The 23782-nt window shown below is 43.3% G+C and carries 16 protein-coding genes; 7 read left to right on the forward strand and 9 right to left on the reverse strand.

The window, feature by feature from the left end; genetic code table 11:
* Window positions 1-3: 3 nt before the first annotated feature.
* Entirely contained in the window at window positions 4-2142 is a 2139-nt protein-coding gene (locus AC1DXF_RS15535) for a xanthine dehydrogenase family protein molybdopterin-binding subunit (RefSeq protein WP_477449636.1), read from the reverse strand.
* A 66-nt stretch (window positions 2143-2208) separates the two neighbouring features.
* Window positions 2209-3102: a helix-turn-helix domain-containing protein gene (locus tag AC1DXF_RS15540; RefSeq protein WP_477449637.1), complete on the reverse strand. Its 894-nt coding sequence runs from the start codon at window positions 3100-3102 to the stop codon at window positions 2209-2211.
* 236 nt (window positions 3103-3338) lie between these two features.
* On the opposite strand from AC1DXF_RS15540, the gene AC1DXF_RS15545 reads away from it, so the two are divergent.
* Both AC1DXF_RS15545 and AC1DXF_RS15550 read left to right on the forward strand, forming a co-directional pair.
* Entirely contained in the window at window positions 3339-3608 is a 270-nt protein-coding gene (locus AC1DXF_RS15545; RefSeq protein WP_477449638.1) for a hypothetical protein, read from the forward strand.
* Between the two features lie 86 nt (window positions 3609-3694).
* Entirely contained in the window at window positions 3695-4681 is a 987-nt protein-coding gene (locus tag AC1DXF_RS15550; RefSeq protein ID WP_477449639.1) for an aldo/keto reductase, read from the forward strand.
* Window positions 4682-4723: 42 nt separating this feature from the next.
* Here AC1DXF_RS15550 and AC1DXF_RS15555 read toward each other — a convergent pair whose 3' ends face one another.
* The 5 genes from AC1DXF_RS15555 to AC1DXF_RS15575 form a co-directional block, all read right to left on the reverse strand.
* The gene (locus tag AC1DXF_RS15555; RefSeq protein WP_477449640.1) at window positions 4724-7078 is read right to left on the reverse strand and encodes an ABC transporter permease; all 2355 of its coding nucleotides are present in this window, start codon (window positions 7076-7078) and stop codon (window positions 4724-4726) included.
* Window positions 7079-7150: 72 nt separating this feature from the next.
* Window positions 7151-9517 carry an ABC transporter permease gene (locus AC1DXF_RS15560; protein ID WP_477449641.1) on the reverse strand — a complete coding sequence of 789 codons (2367 nt, stop codon included), beginning with the start codon at window positions 9515-9517 and terminating at the stop codon, window positions 7151-7153.
* A gap of 140 nt (window positions 9518-9657) precedes the next feature.
* Window positions 9658-12030: an ABC transporter permease gene (locus AC1DXF_RS15565; RefSeq protein ID WP_477449642.1), complete on the reverse strand. Its 2373-nt coding sequence runs from the start codon at window positions 12028-12030 to the stop codon at window positions 9658-9660.
* Between the two features lie 248 nt (window positions 12031-12278).
* Window positions 12279-12956: an ABC transporter ATP-binding protein gene (locus AC1DXF_RS15570; RefSeq protein ID WP_477449643.1), complete on the reverse strand. Its 678-nt coding sequence runs from the start codon at window positions 12954-12956 to the stop codon at window positions 12279-12281.
* Window positions 12957-13223: 267 nt separating this feature from the next.
* Entirely contained in the window at window positions 13224-14477 is a 1254-nt protein-coding gene (locus AC1DXF_RS15575; protein ID WP_477449644.1) for an efflux RND transporter periplasmic adaptor subunit, read from the reverse strand.
* Between the two features lie 910 nt (window positions 14478-15387).
* Between AC1DXF_RS15575 and AC1DXF_RS15580 the strand changes: the two genes are divergently transcribed.
* Together AC1DXF_RS15580 and AC1DXF_RS15585 are read left to right on the forward strand one after the other, a co-directional pair.
* On the forward strand, window positions 15388-16746 hold the full coding sequence (locus AC1DXF_RS15580) for a sigma-54-dependent transcriptional regulator (protein WP_477449645.1): 1359 nt from the start codon (window positions 15388-15390) through the stop codon (window positions 16744-16746).
* Window positions 16736-18085, forward strand: coding sequence for a sensor histidine kinase (locus AC1DXF_RS15585; protein WP_477449646.1), 1350 nt, complete (start codon window positions 16736-16738; stop codon window positions 18083-18085). Before AC1DXF_RS15580 ends, AC1DXF_RS15585 begins: the two co-directional genes overlap by 11 nt.
* A gap of 209 nt (window positions 18086-18294) precedes the next feature.
* Here AC1DXF_RS15585 and AC1DXF_RS15590 read toward each other — a convergent pair whose 3' ends face one another.
* Complete coding sequence (locus tag AC1DXF_RS15590; protein ID WP_477449647.1) at window positions 18295-19299, reverse strand: hypothetical protein; 1005 nt, start codon at window positions 19297-19299, stop codon at window positions 18295-18297.
* A 163-nt stretch (window positions 19300-19462) separates the two neighbouring features.
* Between AC1DXF_RS15590 and AC1DXF_RS15595 the strand changes: the two genes are divergently transcribed.
* The 3 genes from AC1DXF_RS15595 to AC1DXF_RS15605 all read left to right on the forward strand — a co-directional run bounded on the left by AC1DXF_RS15595 (window position 19463) and on the right by AC1DXF_RS15605 (window position 22800).
* On the forward strand, window positions 19463-19984 hold the full coding sequence (locus tag AC1DXF_RS15595; RefSeq protein WP_477449648.1) for an NADPH-dependent FMN reductase: 522 nt from the start codon (window positions 19463-19465) through the stop codon (window positions 19982-19984).
* Between the two features lie 277 nt (window positions 19985-20261).
* Complete coding sequence (gene htpG / locus AC1DXF_RS15600) at window positions 20262-22145, forward strand: molecular chaperone HtpG (protein WP_477449649.1); 1884 nt, start codon at window positions 20262-20264, stop codon at window positions 22143-22145.
* 130 nt (window positions 22146-22275) lie between these two features.
* Window positions 22276-22800, forward strand: coding sequence for a DUF4251 domain-containing protein (locus tag AC1DXF_RS15605; RefSeq protein ID WP_477449650.1), 525 nt, complete (start codon window positions 22276-22278; stop codon window positions 22798-22800).
* A gap of 178 nt (window positions 22801-22978) precedes the next feature.
* Here AC1DXF_RS15605 and eutC read toward each other — a convergent pair whose 3' ends face one another.
* Window positions 22979-23731: an ethanolamine ammonia-lyase subunit EutC gene (eutC, locus tag AC1DXF_RS15610; RefSeq protein WP_477449651.1), complete on the reverse strand. Its 753-nt coding sequence runs from the start codon at window positions 23729-23731 to the stop codon at window positions 22979-22981.
* Window positions 23732-23782 lie beyond the last annotated feature (51 nt).

Genomic DNA, 23782 nt, shown 5'->3' on the forward strand with positions numbered 1-23782 from the left:
CTGTTAAACCACCTTCAAATCAAAAGGCATCCGGCGGATGCGTTTGCCGGTGGCAGCAAATATGGCATTAGCCAATGCCGGAGCAAACGGAGGTACGCCTGGTTCGCCTACCCCTTTCACCTTCCCCCCATCCGCCAGGATGTGGACCTCTATCTTTGGCACTTCATTGATACGCACTAATGGATTATCATAAAAGTTGTGTTGGGCAACCCGGCCATTTTTTAAAGTTATTCCGGGTTTAGTAGCTGCGCCAAGCGCCATAACGATGGCCCCTTCTACCTGGTTCCGGACATTGTCCGGGTTAACTACTTCGCCTAAATCAATAACAACTATAACTTTATCAATATTTATTGACCTGTCCTTGTTGTATGTAACTTCAACAACCTGGCCGCTAAGCCCGGCGAAAAACTCCCACACTGCTATCCCCCGCCCCTTGCCTTTTGGCATAGGTTTATCCCAGTTAGAAAGGTCTTTTAGTTTCAGTAATACTTTCTTGGTGTCTGAAGGTTTAGATAGCAGGCCAAGCCTGAATGCAAGCGGATCTTGTTTTGCTTTATAAGCCAGCTCGTCTATAAAGCACTCATGAGCGAAAGCCACTGTAGAGCTTGTAACCGAGCGCCAGGCGCCAAGCGAAACATGATAATCTGCCCGTACATATGATGTTTGTATATTAGGGATTTCGTAAGCCTGTTCGCCTATCCCTTCAACCATAATTGCGTCGACTTTGTTTTTATCGTACTTTGCCGACTGGGCTTCTCCATAAGATGGGCTAATGACCTTATGCTCAAAAGTAACCAGCTTTCCGTCTTCAGAAAACCCACCGGTTAATTTCGAAAAGGTCATCGGGCGGTATAAACCCTGCTCGGTTGTATCTTCACGCGACCAGATCACCTTGACAGGTTTATCGGTATGCCGGGCTACGTTTACCGCTTCAATGATGTAATCCATTTGCAACCTGCGGCCAAAACCACCACCAGTAAATTTGTTGTTTAATTTTACGCTCCCCGGGTTAAATCCCACCATTCCCGGCAGTGCACCCGTTACGGCGCTGGGCACTTGTGTCGACGTCCAGATTTCCAGTTTGTCGCCTGTGATCTGGGCAACGCAATTGAGCGGTTCAAGCGCGTGATGGGCAATTTGAGGAGTCTCGTAAAAAGCCTCAATTGTGTTGTTAGCAGAAATTTTCACAGCACCTACGTCACCTTTCTTTTTGTCGGGCAGCCCCGGCTGTTTAGCCAGTTCCCTGAGTTGTGTTTCAAATGCCCCGGAATTAAAAGTCTCATATCCTTTGGTGTCCCAGGTTATTTTTAGCTTCTTACGCCCCTGAAGCGCTGCCCAGTAAGAGTCGGCAATTACCGCTGTTCCTTTAGAAGTATATTTTCCATACACCCGCTCCACTTCAACAACCTTTTGTACACCAGGCACTTTTAAGGCTTCAGTGGCATCAAAGCTTTTTAATGTGCCTCCTAATACCGGGCATCTTTCTACCGTTGCGTAAACCATGCCGGGTACTCGTGTATCAATGCCAAACTCGGCCGCGCCATTAGTTTTCAGCGGAATGTCTGCACGTTTAGATACCTTGGTAAGAATTTTAAAATCTTTGGCATCTTTTAATTTTGGCTCTTTTGGCAGCTCAATTTTAGAAGCGTCCTCAACCAGGTCGCCATATGGCGTTTTTGCTTGTGTTAAACGGTTAATAACCATTCCGTTCTCCGCATAACAATTGGCTGCATCTGTTTGCCACCTATTGGCCGCTGCCTGGATGAAAACTTCGCGGGCCGCCGCCCCAACCTTGCGCATTTGCGTGTAGCTTCCCCTTACGGATGAGCTTCCACCGGCATACTGCGGCCCAAATTCAGGCTCACCATTAGTGCTCCTGATTAAAACCTGGTTCAAATCAACTTCAAATTCCTCGGCAATCAAAGCCGGAATTGATTGAAAAGTGCCCTGGCCTATCTCGGGCTTATTGCTAAAAATTGTAATATGCCCATTTGACTCAACCAGGATGAACGGCGAAAAGTTTTTTGTTATACCATCAGTGGTGCCTTGCAGCACTGTCCCTTTGGCCGACAGGCCAAGCCAAAGCGAAAAACCTAATGTCGCCGTGCTTTTTATAAAGTCGCGCCTGGAGGTTGTATTCATTGTCTTGTTGGTTTATATTGGTTTACCGGCATTTGTCTACGGTTTAACTTTCCCCAAATGCCGGTGTTAGTTCAAAGAGCGGTATTCCTGCGGTGTTTGGCCTGTACGTTGTTTAAACAGCCGCGTAAAATGCTGCGGATATTTAAAACCCAGTTCGTATGCGATTTCGCTTAATGATTTTTTCGGATCAAAAATCCTTTCCTTAGCCATATTCATTACTTTGGCCTGAATATGATCAAGCGCCGATTTACCGGTTTCTTTTTTGATCAGGTCGCCAAAATAATTGGCAGACAGGTGAAGCTCTCCGGCGCAATAGGCTACTGAAGGAAGACCGTGATGCTGCGGCTTATCTGATTCAAAATAAACATTTAACAAATCTTCAAATCGTTCTAAAATCCCTTTGTTGGCTATGTCGCGGGTAATAAACTGGCGATCATAGAACCGGGTGCAGTAGTTAAGCAACAATTCAATATTGGTAACAATTAATGTTTTGCTATGCTTGTCTACGGCATGCTGCAATTCCATCTCGATTTTTTGAAGGCAATCATAGATAACCCGCCGTTCTGTATCCGACAAATGAAGCGCCTCGTGTACCTCATAAGCAAAAAAATTATAATCCTGGATATGCTTGCCAAGCGATGTTCCCCTTATAAAATCAGGATGAAAAACCAATACCTTTCCCTGCGGCTGGAAGTATTCGTCGCTTTCAAACCCAATAACCTGTCCGGGGCCTACAAATACCAGGGTCCCTTCTTCATAGTCATAATAATTACAACCATAGCGAAGGTCGCCGCACTTGATCTCTTTCAGAAATATCGTGTAGAAGCCAAAATGCTGCCGCTGATGAGTTCGGGGATGGGCTTTTGACATATCAACAATATTTACCAAAGGGTGCCTGGTCACATTATTGTTGAAATTATTGTATTGACCTATGGTGTCAAAGCTGATAAAATTTTTCATAGCTCATCCCTTTTTCTCTATCAAAACTAACCATTGTTTTAACCATTTTGAAACATAGCATAGAAATCAGTGATTTTGGTAGGAAATACAGTAATATATATAAGTGAAACCCGAGAAAGAGACGGGAACTTTGTACCCCGTTACCGGTGCAAAAACAAGTTTCGAATTATTTGTCACCGCTACCCCTCAATTGTAAAGCGGATGGGAGGTCATAGATAAGTAAAGCAAAATTTCAAATGAAAGCAAACAACGCATTTAAATTGTTTATCCTGGTTGCGGGTATTCCATACAATACAAACGGCGGTTACGGCATTGGCAGCGCTTTTCAGACAGTGCGGGAGCTTTGCCGGGATAGTAAAGTATTGGAGGGTTTTTCGACCAGGGGCGGCCTGGAACGGGACGGGCAGCTATTGGTTATCAAAGGAGAAAGGGCAAATCAAATAGAAGAAGATGTGAAAAAATGGCTTACAAAATTGTCGTTTAACATCAGTAATAATGGTAAGTAATACTGTAATCTATATAAGCAAGTAAATAATTAGAAGTGAGAGCTTTGCAGTATTCTGAATTGAAATACAACAGTAAACCAATAACCATGAAAAAAAGAGCATTAGGAAAGAGTGGATTAAAAGTATCAGCTATCGGTTTTGGCTGCATGGGCCTGAATTTTTCGTACGGACATGCGCTGGAAAAGAAGGCTGCTATCGCACTTGTGCGGGATGCTGTAGAAAGAGGTGTTACCTTTTTTGATACCGCAGAAGTTTACGGCCCGTTTACAAACGAGGATATTGTGGGCGAAGCATTAGCACCTTTCCGTAAGGATGTGATAATTGCTACTAAATTTGGCTTTAATATCCATGATGGTAAAATAGCCGGCGTAAACAGCCGGCCTGAGCACATCAGGAAAGCGGTTGAAGGATCGCTGAAACGTTTAAATGTTGAAGTGATCGATTTATTGTACCAGCACCGTGTTGACCCCAATGTACCCATCGAAGATGTGGCAGGAACGGTAAAAGATTTAATCGGCGAAGGTAAGGTAATGCACTTTGGCCTGTCAGAAGCCGGGATTGAAACTATTCGCAGGGCGCACGCTATACAGCCTTTAACTGCCTTACAAAATGAATACTCCATGTGGACCAGGAAACATGAGACAGAAGTAATTCCTGCGCTTGAAGAGTTGGGAATCGGCCTTGTGGCTTACAGTCCGCTGGGTAAAGGCTTCCTTACGGGTAAGATGAGCGCGGATACTCCGATCTCTGAAAACGACTTCAGGAAGTTATTGCCGCGATTTACCCCGGAAGCAATGCAGGCCAACCAGGCACTGATTGACCCGCTACAGGAAGTTGCCCGTCAAAAAAACGCCACGCCGGCTCAGATTGCCCTGGCTTGGGTACTTAGCCGCAAGCTGTGGATCGTACCTATTCCGGGTACCACCAAGCTACATCGCCTGGAGGAAAACTTAGGAGCAGCGGCTATTGAGTTAACACCAGGTGACCTGAGCAGCATCGAATCTGCATTAGAACAGGTGAAGATAGAAGGCAACCGCTACCCGGAAAATATTGAAAAAACAACTGGGTTATAATATAAAACGATAAACTGTGAAAACGATATCCATTTACTGAAACTATTCGTTTCGCAAACTCTTAATGGGGTTGGCTAACGCCGCTTTTACCGATTGAAAACTTACGGTTGCCAATGCAACTATTACAGTTACCAGGCCCGCTATTACAAATACCCAAATCTGGATGGTGATACGGTAAGTGTAGGTTTCCAGCCATTTGTGCATGCCCCACCAGGCAATTGGCGATGCTATGGCGAAAGAAATAAGCACCAACATCAAAAACTCCTTTGATAACATGCCGGTAAGGTTTGATACAGATGCACCTAAAACCTTACGCACGCTGATTTCCTTTTGACGGTTTTGTGCCATATAAGCGGCAAGGCCGAATAATCCAAGGCATGATATAAATATGGTTAACCCTGCAAACAGGCTGGCCAAAGTGCCCACTTTTTGCTCGTCGTTGAATTTTTTGGCATATTCATCGTCAACAAAATGGTACTCAAAAGGATATTCGGGATTATATTTTTTAAACACAGCTCCTGCGCGTTTCAGGTTTTCGGCTGTGGTGTTATTAGGGTTAAGCTTATAATGCACCACGTTAAACCATGATTTGGGCCCCTGGATAATCATGGCTTTAATGGGCTGATATGGCGATTCGATTATAAAATCTTTAATCACGCCAACTACCACCAAATTATGGTTATCCCGTTTAATGATCTGTCCTATCGGGTCTTTAAAGCCGGTTACTTTTACCGCAGCCTCATTAAGCAAAATAGCGGTTGAATCTGTAGGATAGGTATTTACATCAATATCTCTGCCTGCTGCTATTTGTAAACCCATGGTTTTTACAAAGTCACCATCGGTATTGTACATGATAAAATCTATTTTCTGGCTTTGATCTTTTCCTTTCCAGTCAAAACCCCAGCTATCGCTCCACCTTTGGGTAACCGGCGAATTAGTTTTGGTAACCGACACTGCCGCCCCGCTGCTTACCAGCTCATTGCGGATCATTTTAAAGTTTTTATCGATACTGCCCGACATCATGGTGTACACCAGGTTATCTTTTTTGTATCCAAGATCCCTGTTTTGGGCGTATTGCATCTGGTCGCGGATGAGGATAGTACAAATGATGAGGATAATGGCGAAAGTAAATTGAACTATTACCAATATTTTGCGCGGACTAATTGCGGCATCTACCTTTTTAAATGATCCTTTTAAAACACTAACCGGTTTGAATGACGAGAGGAAGAAAGCCGGGTAACTGCCCGCTATTACCCCGGTAAACAAAACAAAACCTAAACCGGCCAGCCAGAAATAAATACTGCCATAAGGCACAAACAATTGCTTATCGGTTAACTGGTTAAAGCCCGACATGCTGATTTGCACAATAACAATGGCTATTATACCGGCGATAAAAGCTATCAGGATACTTTCGCCTAAAAACTGTGTTATAATCGAGCCTTTTTTTGCACCTATCGCTTTCATGATGCCAACTTCGCGGGCGCGTTTTTCGCTCCGGGCTGTACTTAGGTTCATGAAATTAATACAGGCTATTAATAAAATGAATGCGGCTATAACAGCAAACAACCTTACCGATTCAATTTTGCCGCCGGTTATTTTACCGTTTTCAAATTTGGAATATAAATGCCATTTGGCAGCAGGGTGCATAAACACTTCCTGGTCTTTTTGGTCGGAGTGCGATTTGGTGATATTGAGCACTTGCTTATTAAGCTGATCTTCGGTTACATTGGGCTTAGTAAGCACCCAGGTTTGTACCGAATTATTGCCCCAGTACTCATCATCGCCGCCTGTTTTTTTCAGGTAGCTCCAGGGCATCAGGTATTCAAAATCAAAACGTGTGTTGTTGGGCAAATCTTTCATTACCCCTGTTACCGTAAAATGATCAACGCTATCAATACGTACCACCTTCCCCATGGCGTCTTGTTCGCCAAATAGTTTTTTTGCCAGTTTTTGCGTAATAACAATGGAGTTAATGGTATTTAGCGCCGTTTTAGGATTGCCCGCTACCAGCGGAAAGCTGAACATGGTCAAAAAATCAGGGTCGGTAAAGTTACCTTCCAGGTTCAGGTGTTTATCGCCAAGGGTAAACAAGAAATTGGCCGATGTTGTGCGGCAGCTTTGTTCAACAGCCGAATAATCCTGCTTTAAGGTTTTCGACATGATCTTGGGTGTACTTCCCCAGCACCAAAGCTTGCCGTCAAAAACGGCCCGGTTATACGCCTGGTATAGCCTGTCACGATTTTGATGAAACTGGTCATAGCTTAACTCGTTCTGGATCCAAAACAGGATAAGCGCCGCGCTGGCCATCCCTATGGCCAGGCCCGATATATTGATCAGCGAAAATGATTTATTGCGCAATAAATTACGCCAGGCTATTTTTATAAAATTTTTAATCATATAATCCCGATAAGTTGAATTCTATTATAAAGACGAAACTATTCCTCACAACGTTGCATCAATAACATTAAATTATTCGCTTCTTAAGCTTTTTACGGGATTAACCAAAGCCGCTTTTATCGCCTGGTGGGCGATAGTTACCGCAGCTATGATAAATGATAATACTATGGCTATAATAAATATACCCGGCCCTATGGTAATATGGTAAGCAAAATTTTGCAACCAGCTGTGCATTACATAATAACCCAGGGGCGCGGCTACTAAAAAGGCTATTCCTATCAGGTAAATAAACTCTTTGGTAAACAGGGCTACTATGCTGTGCAGCGGTGCCCCCAACACTTTGCGAATACCTACTTCTTTTGTGCGCTGCGATGCGGCAAAAGCTATCAGCCCATATAACCCCAAACAACCGATGAGGATGGCGATGTAGGAGAACAACTGAAAAGCCGTATAAACCTTTTGCTCCTGCTTGTAAAAATTGGCTATATGCTCGTCCATAAATTCGTATTGGAAAACATTATCGGGAAAAAGCTGCAGCCACTGTTTGCCAATGTAATCAATAGTTTTATTCATTGCAGCAGGTTTTAACCGGATGCTGGCCATATAGAAACCACCCGAATTATACTCTAATACACAGGCCCTGCGTTTTTTATGTTTTGATTCGCTCTGAAAATCCTGTATCACACCAACTATGGTTGATTGCTGATCGCCGTTTAATTTTACGTGTTTGTTTATGGCCAGCTGCGGATCGTGAATGCCCAGTTTTTGCATCATGGTTTCGTTGATCACTACGCTGTGCAGGGTATCTTTATCATTCTTCTTCCAGATTTTTTGCCCGGCCAGCATGTGCAACTGAAACATATCGATATATTTTTCATCAACATATTTCACCTCGGTTACATCGTCCTTGGTAAGACCAAGCTCGGGCGATTGAAAGCTGGTAAAATTATTATTATAAACCGGGCCGCCGTTAGAGAAGCTAAGGTCATTGATGCCAGGGTTTGCAGTTAATTGCTGTTTAAAAACGTCGCGCTTTTCTTTTGCCGGTATACCAACCGTAATTACGGCCTCCTTATTAAAACCAAGGTCCTGGTTTTTAAAAAAGTCCATTTGGTGGGCAACTATGAGTGTGCCAACGATTAAGATCTGCGAGATGGCAAACTGCGCTATAACCAGCCCTTTACGTAAGCTTAAGCCTTTTGATGACATACCTGCCTGGCTTTTTAAAGATTCGACCGGCTGGAATGCCGATTGCACGAATGAGGGATACAGCCCGGCTAATAATATCACCAGCAAAGTTGTCCCTGCTATCCAGCCGATCACAACAGGTTGTAATAGCTGGTTGGCATCAATAGTTATCGACATCCATTTACCTGCTTCTGCAAGAAAAAAAGCAGACACCACCACGCCTAAAATTACCGATAATAACACCAATACGGTGGTTTCGCCCATAAACTGCTTTACCAACTGCGATTTAGTAGCGCCTAAAACCTTGCGTACCCCAACCTCTTTGGCACGCCTGATGGCCTGCGCGGTGGCCAGGTTTATAAAATTGATACACGCGGTGATAATGATAAGCAGGGCCACCCCTATCAGCGCGTAATAGGTATCTTTTGATGTTGGCGTGATGATGTTATTAATGTAACGCTGATCGAAGTGAATATCCTTTAATGGCTGCAACGGCAAATGAGCGCTTTTGGCAATATCGGCACCCCAGTTCTTTTTTATAAAAGCCGGTATTTTGCTTTCCAACTGATGGATGGAATAATTTTTAGGGATTACGATATAGGCATAGCTACCACCGGGGATAGACCAGAAATTACCCATGGCGCCTTTTAACTTCTGTTCGATGGTTTTGAGCGAGATCAGGAATGAGGTTGGTGTGCTTGAATTGGGGGGCAAATCTTTAATAATGCCAACTACTTTAACATCCAGCTGATTTTCGAAGTTGATGGATTGCCCCATAGCTTCACCGTTGCCAAAATATTTTTTGGCAATAGTTTCTGTAAGTACTACGCTATTGGGTTGCGAAAGCCCGGTTTTAGGGTCGCCGGCCAGCCATTGGTAGTCAAAAACCAGCGGAGTTTGCCCATCACCAAAAACGATGTTCTTTTCTTTAAACCGGTTTTCGCCAATCTTGATCATCCCTTCCGACAGGTAAAAAAGCTGTGTGGCGTGCTCCAGTTCAGGAAAATCAATGCGCATAGCCGGGATTATCGCCAAAGACACGTTCGAATTAAAATCAAGCGCGTTTAATGTTACCCGGTAAGTACGGTCGGCCTTGCTGTTGTAGCTGTCAAAACCCAGCTCATTCCTCACAATAAGGAAAATTACCAAACAAGCGGCTACGCCCAAAGTAAGGCCAAAAACGTTCAGAAAAGCATAACTCAGGTTACGGCGGATATTCCTGAGCGCGATAGTGATGTAACTTTTGATCATGATTATAAAAATTAAATCCAAAGACGTTAAACTCTAAACCCGAAATTCTAAACCCAATCTCTAAAAGCTAAATTCTAAACTCAAAATTGGCTTCTAATTCCAAATAACTACTCACCGCTCACTATTCACCACTCACTACATCATTCATTTTTCAAACTATCCACCGGGTTGGCTATCGCCGCCTTAACAGATTGAAAGCTTACTGTCACTACCGCAATGATAACCGCGGCAACGCCTGCCGCGGCAAACACCCAAAGGTTAATGCCGATATGATACTGATATCCTTTAAGCCAATTTTGCATAACCCAATAAGCGGCCGGAAAGGCTACGCAACATGATAATGCCACCAACTTTAAAAAATCAAACGAAAGCAGGCTTGCAACGTTTAACACACTTGCGCCTAAAACCTTGCGGATACCTATTTCCTTTGTACGCCGCTCGGCGGTATAGGCAGCCAGGCCAAACAGGCCGAGGCATGAAATGATAATAGCCAGCGTGGCAAACACCCTTGAAAGTTTACTGATCAGCATTTCGTTTAAAAACATCTGGTTAAATTGATCGTCTACAAAACGATAGTCAAAGGGATAAGCCGGATTATTTTTTTTCAGCACATCGCGAATAACGTTCAGCGATGTTTCAATTGGTTTACGCCGGGCAATCCGCACATACATTACTGTGGTATTTTTAGGATCGGTGCTAAAAAACATAACCGGATCGGGCTTACCATACATGTTGCCGTATACATAATCATTAACCACACCAACCACTGTGGCCGAGGTAGTATCGCCCTCGCCATGTACTCTTTTACCTATAGCACTGCCCTTACCCATTAATTTGGCAAGCGAACTGGTAATTACCATACGCAAAGGGCGTCCGGTATCGGCAACGGTGAGGTTACGGCCTTCTATCAGGTCCATACCGGCTGTTTCAAAAAAGCCCGGCGTAGTATAGCGTTGCGATATCAGCACTTGCGAACCGGGAGGTTTTCCATCCCAGGTAAGTCCCGATGTGTTATTGCCGCCGTAAATAATAGCGTGGTCGCTAAGGGCAACGTTGTCAACATTTTCCGAGCTTAAAAGATCATGCTTAACGGCATCGAAGTTTTTAGCTAAGTCGCCTTGCAGGTCAATTTCGATAAGGTTGTTTTTATTGAAACCCAACTGCCTGCTTTTAATATGCTGTATTTGCTGGTAAATAATAACGGTGCTGATGATGAGCACAATTGATGCCGTAAACTGTAGCACAACAAGCCCCTTGCGGATAAATGACGCGCCGCTATCTTTTATTTTAACACCCTTTAAAACTGATACCGGGCTAAATGATGATAAGTACAACGATGGATAGCTGCCCGCAACCAAACCGCAAATAAGCGTAATAAGCAGCAAACCAACAATATGTAAGGGCTTATTAAAACCTGTTATCAGCTGTTTTTGAACAAGCGTATTAAATGCCGGCAATGCAGCATAAACGATAACTACAGCTATAACAGCTGCTATTAACGACATAAAAACAGCTTCGGCTATAAACTGTAGTGCAAGCGAACTTTTACCAGCGCCCAATACTTTACGAACGCCAACCTCCCGGGCGCGTTTCTCGCTGCGGGCGGTAGCCAGGTTCATGAAGTTGATACAGGCTATAAAAAGTATTATCCAGGCTATAACGGTAAACAAATGCACGTACTCTATCTGGCCGCCGCCTGTTTGCCGGCCATCTTTAAAATCGTCGTAAAGATGCCACTGGGACATGCCAAACAGGAACGCATGGCCTAATGACCGGGGCGACCGCTTAATAATGTAGTTATATAAAATTTTATTTACCTGGGCGGCGCTGGCACCGGGCTTTAGCTCCACATAGGTTGATAACGATTGGTTTCCCCAATTTTTAAGCCAGGGACTTTGATCAAAATAGATTTTAAATGGCATCAGCCACTCAAATTGTATGGAAGAGTTGGCCGGTAAATTTTTTACAACGCCGGTAACTACATAATCCTGCTTATTGTCAACTTTTATGTACTGACCAAGCGCGGTTTTATTGTTGCCGAAAAATTTAATGGCTGCCTTTTCTGTAATTACTATCGAATGCAAATCGTTAAAGGCCGAGGCAGCGTTTCCCTGTACAAACGATGTGCTGAACATGCTAAAAAACGATGCCTCCACATATTTGCCACCGGCAAAAACAGATTTATCGCCTTTTGAAAATAATAACGATGTGGTACCTTCACTCGTGCGGCAGGTATTGGCAATTCCCGGAATTTCGGCCTTTATTGCCGGCCCCATCAGTCCGGGTGTCGAACTCTCTGTAAATACATAGGTGTCGTATTTCTGATTTTCGCGAACGATGTACAGGTTATCCTTTTTTGCGAATACGTCATCAAAATTCACCTCATCCTCAACCCATAAAAATATCAGCGCCGCACAGGCTATGCCTATGGATAAACCAAAAATATTTAAAAAGCTGTAAGCCTTATTTTTTGTAAGGCTGCGGATGGCAGTTTTTATGTAGTTCCTGATCATAATTAGTTTATTAGTTCACTTCGTTAGTTCACTGGTTCATTAGTTCATTGGTCTTTCCTGGCGGTTAGTGCTGTAATAGTGCCGCCAACAGCCATTTGTTCGCTATACCCGCTTTCCACCAATGAACCAATGAACTAATGAACCAGTGAACCAATGAACAAGCGAGGCCCCTCCATCGCGGAGGGGCCGGCTTTAACAACATTAACTTATATAAACTATCTTTTTGTTGGGGCAGATGGCACCTTGGTTTAAACCATAATGTTTTCTACAACGGCCTGACCGTCAAGCAACCTGATAATGCGGTGGCTGTAACGGGCATCATGCTCAGAGTGTGTAACCATGATGATGGTTGTACCCTGCTCGTTCAGGTCTGTTAACAGTTCCATTACATCGTTACCGTTGGTGCTATCCAGGTTACCGGTAGGCTCATCTGCAAGGATTAGCTTAGGTTTATTTACAACAGCGCGGGCTATGGCCACACGTTGCTGCTGACCGCCCGATAATTGCTGCGGATAGTGGTTACGGCGGTGCATGATCTGCATTTTATCCAACACCTCTTCTACCCTTTTAACACGCTCGGCCGATGGTACGCCTGTATAAATCAACGGCAGTTCGACGTTTTCAAACACGGTTAACTCATCAATAAGATTAAAGCTCTGGAAAACAAAGCCGATGTTGTGCTTGCGCAGATCGGCGCGTTTACGCTCGTTAAAATGAGCCACCTCAACGTCGTTGAAAACATAGCTGCCGTCATCAGGATCGTCAAGCATACCCAGGATATTCAACAATGTTGATTTACCACAACCAGACGGGCCCATTATGGCCACAAATTCGCCGGTTGCAACTTCCATTGATAGCTTGTTTAAGGCTATGGTCTCTACCTCTTCTGTGCGGTAAAATTTTTCGAGATTAGTAATTTTTATCATTTGCCCCTCCTGAATAATCTGCCTTTCGGCAGACGATGTTTGTTTGATTTGGTTTATATTCTTATTTATTAAATTAATTACCTGTTTATATGACGTTTAGCATCAACGTTTCGTTGCAGTAACAAAGCATTTTATCTATCGGCCCCGAGCCAGCCCCCTGTAAATCTCTCCCGGTTGGGAGCCCCACCCAAACCCTCCCCGGTAGGGAGGACTTTAAAAAAATCTCCCCTGCCGGGGGAGATTTAGAGGGGGCTATGGGGCTGCTGCTTATTTTTTCAGCACCAGTTCCTGTATGTCGCCATACGTTTCATAGCTCGATGTAATTACCTTATCCCCAGGGTTTAAGCCATCGGTTACTACATAATAATCCGGGCTTTGGCGGCCAAGCTGAATGTTCACCTTGTAAGCGCGTTTGCCATCTTCGGCCACTTTAAATATCCAGTTACCCCCGGTTTGCTGGTAAAAGCCACCTTTAGGCACCAATACCGCCGTGGTTTCATCGCTCAGCGCCAATCTAACCTGTAACGTTTGTCCCTTACGAATCCCTTTAGGTACTTCGCCCACAAATTGCATATCAACCTGGAACCTGCCGGCAGTTACCGTTGTAAAAACCTTTTTAATCACCATGTTATACGTTTTATCGGCAAACTGAAAATCGCCTTTTAAACCCGGAAACACCCGCGATAAGTAATGCTCATCAATATCCACCCTTACTTTAAAGCCCGATTGTACGTCAATTTGGCCCAACCGCATACCTTTTGTTTTACTTTGTCCAACTTCGGCGTCAAGGTTGGTCAGCTGGCCGTCAATCGGCGCCCTTAGGGTTAAACTGGCAACCTTTTTACGCATCAAAGCTAATGCTGTCTTCATCTGGGCATAGTGTTCCTGCGATTGCACGTCTTGCTGTTTAACCAATGATGTATCTTGTTTCAATATCTGCATCGCCAGTTTGCGGCGGCTTACCTGGTAATCATAGCTATTTTTTGCCGATTGATACTCCTGTAAACCAATTGCTTTTTGGTCATAAAGCCTTTTATCAAGGTCATAAATCCTTTTGGCTTCTTTATATGCATTCTCCACATCGGCCATGGTGTTCAGCTTGTTAATAGTGGCCTGGTTGGCGTTATTGTGCGAAATCTGCATCTGGGTTTGCTCTGCAAATACCTGCGATTCCTGTGCAGCCAGGTTTAGTTCTTCATCAACGTTGCTCAGTTTCAATATTGGGTCGCCTTTTTTAAGCATGGCGCCATCTTCCACATAGCGCTCTTCAACCTCGCCGCCTTCTGTTGCGTCAAGAAAAATAGTGGTTAATGGCATCACGGTACCGTTAACAGGTATAAACTCCTGGAACGGGCCTTTAGTTATAGTACTGATAGTTATGCGATCGGTATCAACATCCAGTTTGCTTTTACCCGAGGTTCCATAAATAACGCCCCCTATTAATAAAATTATGCCTGTGATACCAGCGATAGTTAGTATTCGTTTACTGTTCCAGGTCTTTTTCTCAATTTTTCTGTCCACTGTAGTTTATGATATTTTGATTAATGGTTACAAAAACACATGCCACAAATTAAATCACTGTTTTTCAATGTATTAAATACATATTGTACATTCAGGGCGTACGCTTCTGTTACATCGGGTGTACGGTAATGATACAATGTGAATGAGTGGTGGGCAGTGAATGGTAAATGGGTAGTAGATTTTCTGTTTATACTAAAATTCAATTTCCCGGGAAAGGCGCGCCGAATGAGCGTATAGGCCGGAAGGTGTTTCTTCCCGCGCCTCACAAATACATTGGTTTCCGCCTAATCTCCCTTATACCTTCCCTTCCAGAGCATAAATCTCATCTCACTTAGCCCTTGTCAATCACACAAATATACCTCTCAACTCACCATTCACAACTCACCACTCATCATTTTTATGCCGGCCGTATGAAACTTCAATATTCAATTATTAATTTGCAGAAAGTTTTTTTGATTCATGGCAGGAGGTTTGTTGTGGGATGTTCATGGTTCATTGCCGGCATATGATTGTTCACAGATCATAGTTGATAGCAGGTGTTTGGTTGCGGCTTGTAATGAGTAGTGATAAAATTTGGCGAAACGTTGAAAGTGGAATGACGTATATTGCATGTCGGCGAGTCGACTCACCCCGACGATCCGTTAGCTAACGGACGTCTGCCCTCTCTCTCCGACTGCGTCGCATAGAGAGGTAATAAATAAAAATGGGGTGGTTAATAAATCATAACAAGATTTACAAAAAAAGTAACGATTGCCAGGCACCATGCGTCTACTATAAACTATCATCAATAATAACAAAGGCACAGGATAAATAAATCAATGTACTTGCTACTTGATACAAAATATTTGATACTTGGCTGCTATCAATAAAAAATACTTGCTACTTGATACTAAATACTTGATACTTGGCTATGATACTTAAAAAAGCTACGATTCTTATTGTTGATGACGACCCGGATGTGCTTACGGCGGTAAAGCTGTTGCTAAAAACCCAGGCCGGCGAGGTGATAACCGAGAAAAATCCCGAAAACCTGAACTGGCTGCTGCAACGCAACGAGGTTGACCTGGTTTTGCTGGATATGAACTTTAACAGCGCCATTAATACCGGCAATGAGGGCCTGTACTGGCTGCGTAAACTGAAGGACTGGAAGCCCAACGTTTGTGTAATTATGATAACCGCTTACGGCGATATTGACCTGGCCGTACGATCATTAAAAGAGGGCGCCGATGATTTTGTGGTAAAGCCATGGCATAACGAAAAACTGATAGCCACTATAAAGGAATTACTGGATAAAAAAGAAAGCGGCGCCAAAATCACCAAAACGCCTGCGAAAAATACCGCCGGGGATACATCGATATTGGGCGAATCGGAAGTGATGCAGGATATTTTTCATAAGGTAAATAAAATAGCCCCTACCGATGCCAATATTTTACTTTTGGGCGAAAACGGCACCGGTAAAGATTTGATGGCCAAAGCCATTCATGAACGCTCGTTACGCGCCGACAAGCCTTTTATTAAGGTTGATGTAGGCGCCCTTACCGATACATTGTTTGAGAGTGAATTATTTGGTCACAAAAAGGGCGCTTTTACCGATGCACGGGAAGACCGCGCCGGCCGTTTTGAAGATGCCCATGGTGGCACACTGTTTTTAGATGAGATTGGCAACATCAGCTTACAGCAGCAAGCTAAATTACTAACTATACTGCAAAACCGGCAGGTAACCCGGTTAGGAACCAATAAGGCTGTGGATGTAGATATCAGGCTGATATGCGCTACCAACGTGCCTATGAGCGAACTGGCTAACGAAAACCGTTTCAGGAAAGATTTAATTTACCGGATAAACACCGTAGAAATTAATATGCCGCCTTTACGCCGCCGCAGCGAGGATATTGTAATTTTGGCCAAACATTTTGCCAAACTTTATGCCACCAAGTACCTTAAAGCTGCTGTTGATTTTGATGGCCCGGCTTTAACAAAATTAAAATCATATAACTATCCCGGTAACGTGCGCGAGTTGCAATACACCATTGAACGCGCGGTTATTATGGCCGATGACAGTACGCTGAGGCCCGACGACCTCATCTTTTCGATCCTGGAAACGCCAACAGACAACAACATCAATGATGATAACATTCAGCTGAGCACACTGGAGAAGAATGCCATTTTAAAAGTGATAGAAAAACATAACGGCAACATTACCCGTGCCGCCAAAGAACTGGGATTAACCCGTACCGCCCTGTACCGCAGATTAAGCAAATATGATATTTAACCGTTACGAATGGCGGCTGTTGCTCCGCGTATTTTTATTATTCCTGGCACTCACCGCCGCCGCTTATGTAACGGTTAAAGGGCAGCCGCTATACCTGGTTATATTTGTACCGCTGGTAGTTTACGCCGTGATAGAAATGATCCGCTTTCAGAAAAAAGCGCAGGACGAGGTGAACCAGTTTGTCGAATCAATCCACTACCGCGATTTCTCGCGTCATTTTGATGTGCGCAAAGCGCCAAACGAATTAAAGCCGTTGCGCAAGGGATTTAATGATATCAATACCACATTCAAACTCATTAGCCGCGAACGTGAAACACAGTACCATTACCTGCAAAAGATTCTGGAACTGGTAGATACCGGAATTTTATCATATGAAGAAGAAACCGGCACTATCAGCTGGATAAATGAGGCGTTTAAAAAGCTGCTGAGCATCCCCTACCTTAAAACTATCCAGTCGCTTGAGAAACGGGAGCCGGTGCTTTACCACGAATTGCTTAAACTAAAACCCGGCGACAGCAATATCATCAGCATTATCCGCAACCAGCAAATGGTGAAAATCTTGATAACATCCAGCATGATGCGCAGCGATGAAAAACTGTATAAACTGCTGGCTTTTCAAAATGTGAGCGAAGCGCTGGACGAAACGGAATCAAAAGCATGGTCGAAATTACTAAACGTGATGACGCACGAGATCATGAATTCGGTTGCCCCAATTTCATCATTGGCAGATACCTTGAAAAACCGCCTGCAAAGTCCCGAAATTACTGAAACGATGGAGGCCGCCGAACTGGAAGACCTGGAGCTGGGCATAGATACCATTAAACGCCGCAGCGATGGCCTGCTTAAATTTACCGAGAGTTACCGCAGCCTGAACAAGATAACCAAGCTGGAGCGCGACCGGATACTGGTACGCAACCTGTTCGAGAACCTGAACAGCCTGATGAAACCAACGCTATCTAAAAAGAACATCGAACTGGAAATCATCCTGCGCGACCCTGCCCTGGCCATTGAGGCGGATATAAACCTGATAGAGCAGGTAATGATCAACCTGTTGGTGAATGCCATTGAAGCCGTTAAAGACCGTGATGAACCCCGCATTACCCTATCTGCCGAGGCGCAAAACAACGGCAAAACCCTGGTTAAAATAACCGATAACGGCATGGGTATGCCGCATGAGCTGCTGGATAAAATTTTTATCCCCTTCTTCAGCACCAAAAAAACCGGCAGCGGTATCGGACTAAGTTTGTGTAAACAGATCATGTTGCTGCATAAAGGCAACATCCAGGTATTATCTACCGAAGGCAAGGGATCATCGTTTATATTACAGTTTGTGCCGTAAGACAGCCCCCTAACCCCCTGAAGGGGGAACTTTTTGATTAGTATAGAAAAGATTTTTCCCGATGCCTGTGTCCTCACATGCATCTTCCCGACACGTCGTCGGTTTACCCGCAACCGGATAGCGGTCTGTGAAGACACAGACCGCGGGAAAGAAATCTTTTTACGCCCTGCATGTAGCTGCGCATTATTGTATAACGGGGCGGAATTTTATTACTTCCGTTCCATCAACTCCCCATTCTCTACCTTCATTACAAAGTACGGATTAGCCTGGGCGGTATGCTTAATGATGATAAAAAAAGGTTTATCAAAAATCAGTTTTTTAGGATGAAGCGGTGCAGCCACGGAGTCGGCGGCCGCGACCAAAGCCGCGCTTTCTATTATTGCGCCATTTTCATCAAGCGAGAAGGCTGTGCGTTGATATGCTGTTTTGATAGTTTGTTTTTTGTCACCTGCGGCAAAAGTCATCCCTTCTAAGCCTTTATAATTAGTTTCGATATTGAACCGGATCACTGGTATTACGAAGCTATCAGTTTCATAAAACCGGTATTTCCACAATTCATTGTTGCTATGCCTTTGCAGGCCCCCCTGTTGGGTTAAAATATTGGTTTGTTTGATAGCTTGAGCTAATGTTTTGATGTTTTGCAGTCCTTTTACGAATATGATTTGGTTGGATGTATCACCAGGTGTCAACTGCAGAATAAAATTATCATCATCTTTATAAAAAAGTATCTGCGTAAAATCTTCTATCTCGTAATCAAGCGTGTTCATACCGAATGCTTTAACCCTTGCTCCGTCGAACAAAATCCCGCTATTTACCTTCTGAAGTGTCTTTGAAAATGGCAGCGCTTTGTTAAAAAATGCTTCGGCCACAATCTCTCCATTATCCACAGTGGCTTTCAATTCGTATTCATTATCATTTAATGATTTTTTATAAGATGCAGATTGATTTACCAAGCCGAGTTCGCCTGAATTTGAACCCAATATTGTTATAGGAGCGTTTAACAGTTGTTTCAACTTATCCCAGGCAAACAAAAACGAGGGGGCGTAGATAACATTTTTATCTGCCGCAATCTCATTCTCCAACGTAGGCACAAAGGAGGTCTGCCTGAGCTTTGATAGCGATACAACTTTGGGTAAATCGGCAGTGTGCCACCGGTTACAGGCAATCATACACATGCAGAACACAGAAAATAACACGCAATATCTTTTAGGCATCGGTTTAGCGGTTTCGGTAATAAACGAATGTAGGTTTTTTATATTACACACAAGGGTTTGTATTATTTATTAATGGCGGGCATCGTCAGCAATCTGCCATAATCCTGCAAACAGCCGTTAAGCAATTCTACATTTTACTATCATTGAACAAAGCAATTTTACCATGAAGCAAATTTTGGCCATATCTGGCAGTTTAAGGTCCGGTTCAACAAATCACCACATATTAAAATATTTTAGCAACCTAATTCCTGCGGGTGTTAGTTACCATATTTATGATGGACTTGCCCTCATCCCTCCTTTTGATCCCGGAAATGATGATGACTATCCACCCGAACCAGTTTTTGAAATAAGGGAACTGTTAAAACAGACTGATGGCGTTATCATTTGCACACCCGAATATGCTTTCGGCGTACCCGGCCAGCTAAAAAACATGCTGGATTGGACGGTTTCCAGCGGCTCATTCTCAGAAAAGCCGGTAGCACTCATCACCGCATCCTTAGGCGGCGAAGCTGCCCATGCCGCCATGCTATTGATCTTGGGTGCTCTGAACGCGCAGGTTGCTGAAGGAGCCACGTTGAATATATCTTTTATTAGGTCGAAGATGGATGGGGATGGAAATATTACAGATCAGGATACCGCGCAATCATTGAACGTAGTTTTGAAAACTTTTTTGAGCAGGATTTAAAATCTCAGTTTTTCCGGCCGCGCCAATTGTTTTTCCTTTAGGAAAACGTCGTTGGTAAGAAGTTGCAAAAAACTTGAAAAAAATGCTTAAAAATGTAAAAAAGTAGGTTAAAAATTAGCATAGGTACTTCAAAAGTTATCTAAAACAGCCTTTTTATCATAACGTTAAAAATTTATCTTCCATATTACACTGCCAATTTGACAACTTCGCCTGCTTTGGAACATGCATTGATGGTTGCAGGTAGAAATTAATATTAATCCATTTATATATCAATATTATGCAAGAAAAAGGCAGCATTTCAATCCACACCGAAAACATTTTTCCGATAATTAAGAAATTTCTTTACTCTGATAATGAGATATTTTTGCGCGAGCTGGTATCTAACGCTGTAGATGCTACCCAGAAAATAAAACGCCTGGCTTCTTTAGGCCAATATAACGGCGAACTTGGCGATCTGCGCGTTGAAGTTGCATTTGACGAGGTTAAGAAAACCATCACCATTAGCGATAATGGCTTGGGTATGACCGCCGAAGAAATAAAAAAATACATCAACCAGATAGCTTTCTCGGGCGCTACTGAGTTTATGGAGAAATTCAAAGAAGCTAAGGATGCCAATGAAATCATCGGTCGCTTTGGTTTAGGTTTTTACTCTGCTTTCATGGTTGCAGATAAAGTTGAAATACAAACACTTAGCTACCAGGAAGGCGCCGAACCGGCTTATTGGGTTTGCGATGGCAGCACCGAATTTGAAATTGGCGAAGGCATTTTGGCCGAACGCGGTACCGAGATTACCTTATACATCAACAGCGAATCGGAAGAGTTCCTGAGCAAATACAAATTGCAGGAGATACTTGACAAGTACTGTAAATTTTTACCTGTACCAATTAAATTTGGCACCAAAACCGAATCTGTTGAAGATGGCGTTGACGAAGAAGGTAAACCTAAATACATTGACGTTCAGGAAGATAATATCATTAACGATACCAACCCTATCTGGACAAAAGCACCATCTGAATTAAAAGACGAAGATTACCTTAACTTTTACAAACAGCTTTACCCTTTCAGCGAAGATCCACTATTCTGGATCCACCTGAATGTTGATTATCCGTTTAACCTTACCGGTGTACTATACTTCCCTAAGCTGAAAAATGATTTTGAGGTACAAAAAAACAAGATCAAATTGTTTAGCCGCCAGGTATTTATCACCGATGAAGTTAAGGATATTGTGCCTGAGTTTTTGATGCTGTTACATGGTGTAATTGATTCGCCAGACATTCCGCTAAACGTTTCGCGCAGCTTTTTACAAGCCGATAGCAATGTTAAAAAGATAAACAGCTATATCACCAAAAAAGTAGCTGATAAATTGTCAGAACTATTTAAAGCCGACCGCAAAGCTTACGAAGAAAAATGGACAGACATTGGCCTGTTTGTAAAATACGGCATGGTAAGCGAAGACAAGTTTTATGATAAAGCCAAAGACTTTGTTTTAGTAAGCAATACACAAAAAGAGAACTTTACTTTACCTGAATACAAGGAGAAAGTTGAAGCTATCCAAACTGATAAAGACGGGCAGCTGGTTTATATTTATACCAACGATCCGGCTAAACAGGATTCGTTTATTCAATCGGCCAACAAAAAAGGTTATGATGTATTGGTGATGAACTCGCCTATTGATAATCACTTCATTAGCCAGCTGGAGCAGAAAATGGAGAAAACTTCATTGAAACGTGTTGACGCTGATGTGGCCGATAAGCTGATTAAAAAGGACGAAGCGCCTGAATCAGTCTTAACCGATGAGCAATCAACAAAGGTTAAAGACATCTTCAACAAAGCGATTAACAAACCGGCGTATAGTGTTCAATTAGAGAGTCTTAACCCGGATGAATTACCGGTAACCGTAACCATGGATGAGTTTATGCGCCGCATGAAAGATATGGCAGCGATGGGCGGCGGCATGGGCTTTTATGGCAATATGCCCGATAATTACAAGGTGATTGTAAACGGAAACCACAAACTGATAAGCCGTATTTTACAGGAAGAGAACGAAGAAGTACAAACCCAGTTATCAAAACAGGCATTTGACCTGGCCCTGCTTTCGCAAGGATTATTAACCGGCGCAGAACTTACCGAATTTGTAAACCGAAGTGTTAATTTGATCTAAGCGATCTGCTTAAGTAATACTAAAGCCGCCTGCAAAAAACAGGTGGCTTTTTTATTTGAATATTATTTAAATTTGATATGGAATAAACCATACAACTGCATCCTTGTCATAAATATTAAATCATTTGGATATGAAACCATTAAAGAGATTTTCGTTATTGATAGCAATGGTATTGATGGGAACCGCTGTTGTTAACGCTCAAACTACCCGTAAAGAAAGAAAAGCGGCGCACCTTGCCGAAATAAAGGCCATTGTTGAGGCCCAAAACTTTGTATTTAACGCCAACTATGTAAACCCAACACGCTTAAACAGCAGGGCGCTCACTTCAAGCTATGACCTTACAGTTACCAAGGATACCGTCATCGCCTACCTACCCTACTTTGGCGTGGCCACAGTAGCCCCGGCATACGGATCGACCGAAGGCGGGATTAAATTTACTACCACCAAGTTTATTTATGTAGCTAAACCCGGCAAAAAGGATGGCTGGAATATCACCATCAAACCAACGGTTAAAAACATCAGTGATTCAAGGGATGTACAATCCTTGTACTTAACCATCAGTTCCGACGGATATGCTTCATTACAGGTGATCAGCACCAACCGCGATCCTATTTCCTTTAACGGCACAATTGAAAAAAGACCTGTGAAAAAGTAGCTCAAAGCAGAAGGCTTAAAACTAAAAGCTTTTTAATGGGGATGCTTTCTGCTTTAAGCCTTCTGCTTTGGGCCTTGGGCTCTCGGCTTAATAATCCGGCTAAGAAGTAGCTAAAAGCAGAAGGCATAAAGCTCAAAGCTTTTTATGCAGGATGCTTTTGGCCTTCGGCTTTCTGCTTTCAGCTTAATAATCCGGCATTATCTTTTAAGTCTACGCCCGACAATTTACGTTTAAAAGCTTCGCTTATAAGGTAAAATATCTTTTTGGCTGCTTTTTTATAGGTAAGCCCTTTGGGGCGGATATTTGAAACGCAGTTTCGCGATTCGTCTGTAAGCCCGGGCTTAGGGGCATAGGTAAGGTATGCCCCTAAACTATCTGCCGAGCTTAACCCAGGTCTTTCGCCAATGAGCATCAGAGATAGTTGCGCTTTAAGGTTATAGCCTATATCATCGCCTATAGCTACCCTGCCCTGTTCAACCAGGCTTATTGGGGCAAACTTAAAACCGGCGGCCAATAGCAGCGGGATAAGCTCTTTTAGCAGGCCAAATGTATTTTCATTTACGGCCGTTGCCGAAAGTCCGTCGGCTATAATGATGGCGATATCAGTTTGGATAAAGTAATCTTCCAGTTGGTTTAACGAAGCTTCATTCAGTTTACGGCCAAAATCCGGCCGTTGCAGGTATTGCCGGCGGTCGGCTACCCGGCTGTGTAGCTGTAGAATGGGCAAGTTAAATTGTTTAAATACATCGGTTAAGTGGTTGATATTCAACTCAGAATAAACAGCGTCGCGGGCATGAGCATGAGCCAGTTTAAAATCAAGAGATTGTTTCAACGGGATACTTGTCCCCACACGGCCAATAGCTATCCGGGCAGTAGTAAACTCCTGCAAGGCCTTCAATGGCTCTATTTCGTGGGGGATGTTTCTTTTCATCTTTCTATATACAAGAAAAAGGCAGTTTTTGTATTATCCTTTACCCGGCCC

This window comes from Mucilaginibacter sp. P2_A5, from assembly GCF_056404995.1.